The organism is Nostoc cf. edaphicum LEGE 07299, assembly GCF_015207245.1.
GTDB classification, from domain to species: domain Bacteria; phylum Cyanobacteriota; class Cyanobacteriia; order Cyanobacteriales; family Nostocaceae; genus Nostoc; species Nostoc edaphicum_B.
This window is the reverse complement of the sequence record NZ_JADEXF010000477.1, coordinates 1-4,344: the sequence shown is the minus strand read 5'-3', so window position 1 is coordinate 4,344 and position 4,344 is coordinate 1. Positions and strand designations below refer to the sequence as shown.

The following is a 4,344-nucleotide window of genomic DNA, read 5'->3' as shown; positions in this document are numbered from 1 at the left end:
TGGTAACAGAGCGGGTGGTGAGCGGAATCTGCCGTACCATTTCGTGGAAGCAAGCTTCGTGCAGCGTCTTGTAGAAAAGTGTAGAAGTGTGGGCTACGCCTACGCACCTCATGGCGTATCTTAAAGCAAATTTCAATCGACAATTTCTGACGATATCGTTTTTTGTCGTTTACATCAGAAAATACGGCTTTATAAATTACGAATTATAAATTATAAAAATATGCAAGATATTGGGTCAAGCTCTTCAAATCTTGACTCTACGCAATGATCTTCAGTTTTGACATTGCCAACTTGGTCTAGACTATTCCCGTCTAGGAATTTGCTTCGTTCTATTAGGGCTTGGTATCCAACTTGTTCCCAACAACAACGCACAACTAGTCAATTAGTTTTCGAGCATTTACTTTGGCCGCTGGATGTAGTTAACGTTTGCCCACATCACCAGGAAAAGTTGAGTCAAAAGTGTTCTCATTGCTGTCAGACAGACTGTGTTTTGGCTTGGCGATCGCGGGCAGGATACTGCTCTAAACGCTTGAAGTGGCTTGGAATGTTATACAATGGCAATTTGGGCAAATGCTAACTTAAATTTGCTTCTATCCATCGAGCAATCATTTCTTCTATGCTTTTCCTTGCCTTCCTCTCCCTCTCCGTTGTGCGACAATTGACAAGCATTAGCTGTCCTTTGAGAACAATAAGTATACATAAATTGACCTTTTTGGACAACTAGTGCTTGTTGTCGCAAACAGGTTTTGAGTAGCTAGATTTTAATAATGGAGTTAAGCGGATTCGAACCGCTGACCCCCTCAATGCCATTGAGGTGCGCTACCAACTGCGCTATAACCCCAGAACTTCTAATAGGTAAGCTTTTTAAACTTACTAATTAGTTTTATAAATTTTATTATTAGCTTAATTATTATGCAAGTTTATGCAAGTTAAGTCAAGACAACTATATTAAGTTATGTACCGTTTCCCGGTCTGCTTAGGTACACTTGAGAGATTGGTTGTACTATTGTACCCAAATACAAATGAAGACATACTCACTCGATTTAAGTCGATAAGTATCTAATATTGCGACATTACTTTGTAAGGGGTTATCCCGAATTAGCTACGACACAAATTAGTTAAAGACCGACATTAATTTGTGAATGTACACCTCTATATTATCCTACTTTTAAAGTGGCTCAGGTCGGAGTTGAACCAACGACCCCAGGCTTATGAGTCCCGTGCTCTAACCAACTGAGCTACTGAGCCATGTCTTTCCAAATCATTCACTAATATAGCATACAAAATTGCATAAGACTAGCCCTTTTGGAATTTTGTTATAACTTCCATCCCTATTGAGTCAATGGAAAGTATAAGAGGGAGCTTCCCTCCCTCTTCTAACAAGGCAATAATTTAGTTACAGACAGCCAAGAATTATAGGCGTTCCGGTAACATAGCTATTGGGTTAACAGCACCCTTACCTGATCGATGGATTTCAAAGTGGGTGTGTGGACCAGTACTGTGACCAGTGCTACCCATTAAAGCAATTGTTTCTCCCTGATTTACTGCCTGACCAGGTTGCACCAGAATCTTGCTGTTATGAGCATAGCGAGTAGTGCTGCCATCAGGATGGCGGATTTCGACGAGGTTGCCGTAGCCACCATTGTTCCAGCCAGCTTTTAGTATCGTCCCCTCAGCTGAAGCGACAACTGGCGTGCCAGTGGAGTTAGCAACGTCAATTCCTTTGTGCATTCTACCCCAGCGCCAACCATAGCCAGAAGTAAGGGTACCCTTTGCTGGCCAGGTGTAAGCTAATGTTGAGGAAGATGGAGGAGGTGTAAGTTCGTCAATGGGTCTGGGAAGATATTGATCCACTGCTGCCAAAGGCGGTAATACCTGTGGAGAAACTGTGGTTCCTCGCATCTTTCCTAAGGAGTCAGAGGCATTTACTTTTCCAGGAGGCGTTGCCACCCTTGTGGCAGATTGAGTCCGAGAGGGAGTCCACTGGCTAGCAGAACCTAGATTAGGCAAGAATTCTGGGTTTACTGCTTCGGCAGGTCGTACAGTAGTACGGAATTGTGACTTAATTGGCTGAACGCTATAGTTAGCCCGAATCGGTGTTGGAACTGGAATTGGTATTGCTACAACATTATTGGGTCTAGATGCAGGGTTAGGTACACTAAAATTATTGGGCGTAGAAGTAGGAGTGACCATAGCAGCATTATTTGCTTCAATCGCTGCTGCTGGCACAACTAAATTACCAGACTGTTGAGCGCGATATTTCTGCTGTAACCTCTGGATTTCCGCTTGTAAGCCCCGCAAACGGTCATTATTGTTATTGTTTCCCCTTGCTACCCTATTTGCTGGTGTCTTAGGCTGTTGAATTTCGGCAAAAGGTTGTGGCACTGGAATGTCACCACCGACGCCATAAGATTTAGCTGTAGGGGGGGCAGTTTCTAAGTCGGTCGCACTATTTGCCTGAATCTGTACAGTTACCGGTGTAGGGACGGCAACGCTACTGTTGTCGGCAATAGTTGGTGATGGTGAACTAGGTAGATATGAGTTAGCACTACCAATATTCAAAGGGGAGTTAGCTACCTTTGGAGTTTTGCTAGACTCTACAAAAGTGGGCTGACTTGCTACAGTTGCCTCAACTTGAACAGCAGGAATTTGAACAGCAGGAGTTTGAACAGCAGGAATAACTAGTTTTTGACTAATTCGCAGTTCATTGGGATTATTGAGGTTATTTGCTTTAACTAGTTCTGATACTGAGGTGTTGTATCTGCTGGCGATCGCTGCTAGTGTATCTCCAGGTTTAACTTCGTAAGCTGTATGTGTTGAGGAGGCAATCACTATTGGCGCTGCTGGTACAGATGCACTTGTCTGTGTCTTCTGTTTTAACCTCGATATCAGGTTCGCTTGGCTTGCATCGCTAGAACTGTCTAACTGGGATGGTAATGCAGTCTTCTCAACTACAATTGTCGGCTGCGCCAATGCTATATCAGCTTGTGATAAATTTTTGGTCTCTCCAGACTGCAACTGCGCCAGACTCTTTCTTAAACGGTTCGATTTTTCTTGTAAGCGATTTAGTGCGAACTCTTGTTGCGCCTTAAGTTGTGCATTTATTTCACTGTTGACTGCGGTTGAGGTTGCCACTGTTTGTGGCTGGGCAGTTAGTGATGCGTTTGTACTATCAACACTATCAGGACTATAGTCAGACAGATTATTGACTGTTGGAAAACTAGTTTCGGCTAAGGTATTGTTCAATCCCTGTGCCACTTGGGGCTTCAGGTAGGTGGAATTTTTATAACCTGCGTTTGTTTGAGAAAACGTGTTTGATGCAGGAACTTGCAAAGATATTCCACTTGCTGCGACTTGCCATTTAGCTTCAAGCCCAGGCACTTGTGAGACTGCCGTTGGTTCCACGATTACAGGATTTTCCGGCACGCTCGCTGCTGAGACTGCTTGGGACTCCAGCTTAGTGGAGGCGAATTTCACCTCGGTGTCAGGAACAGCAGGAATAGTTGAGGTTGCCTTTTGGCTGCCTACTGGCACCGCTGCTTGGGCTTGATCGCTTTGTCGAGTCACCAAAAGGCTGGTTGCTCCCATAGAGATTGCCAAGCCAATCATCGCCGCTTTTGTCCGCACCCGGCTGTTAACTTTTGGATTCATTACATTTAGTAGTTCTACCGGGGCATCATCGCTGCTGGGGGTATTGTTCAACACAGCTTTTACTCTCTTTTTCAATGCTCGTTTCAAAGACGACCTCCTATGATCACTAGCGCTTAACTGACCTCAATTTTTCTGTTGGATACTAGTCAATGATTTAGATCACAACAAACGATAGATCGAGATCACATTCACCAGAGATGCTTACGCAAGATTAACCTGCTTCTCTGATTTAGACAAGTTCACATCTGTTAGCAAAACTTAAATTTTGCTGTGTTTACTTGTCCGAACCACTCCTAACACCACTTAGGACGATTTTACTCTTTACCATTATCCGCCCTTGTCTTGCGTCAATTGCGGAGACTGGACAAACTTACTTTGCCAAGTCCAAGTCGCTGCTGAAAATTAAATTGCGGCGACTTCTGGAAAAGTTATGCCCCCTGCTGTAGATATCTTCAAGATATTTCTACCCCATCAGTCTTCTCAACACGAGACTTTACGTTGATTATTCCCTAAAAAACAACCGTATTAACTATCGGCTACTTTTGGGCTGATTTCTGTCCTTGGTTGAGCCAAAATAGCTCAAATGTAAGACATGAATGGATTTTAGCAATTTCGTTCCTAGTTTAGGATGTTTTAAATTCATCAAAATCTATCATTCAAATTTGGCAATATCCCAAGTTTAATATACAAATT

Annotated in this window: 1 protein-coding gene and 2 tRNA genes; all 3 read right to left on the bottom strand. The window is 43.3% G+C overall.

Annotated elements, in window-relative coordinates; genetic code table 11:
• Nucleotides 1–768 precede the first annotated feature (768 nt).
• Nucleotides 769–841, bottom strand: a tRNA-Ala gene (locus tag IQ229_RS15130).
• A 333-nt stretch (nt 842–1,174) separates the two neighbouring features.
• Nucleotides 1,175–1,248, bottom strand: a tRNA-Met gene (locus IQ229_RS15125).
• A 165-nt stretch (nt 1,249–1,413) separates the two neighbouring features.
• Nucleotides 1,414–3,738 carry a peptidoglycan DD-metalloendopeptidase family protein gene (locus IQ229_RS15120; RefSeq protein ID WP_194044969.1) on the bottom strand — a complete coding sequence of 775 codons (2,325 nt, stop codon included), beginning with the start codon at nt 3,736–3,738 and terminating at the stop codon, nt 1,414–1,416.
• Between the last annotated feature and the right edge of the window lie 606 nt (nt 3,739–4,344).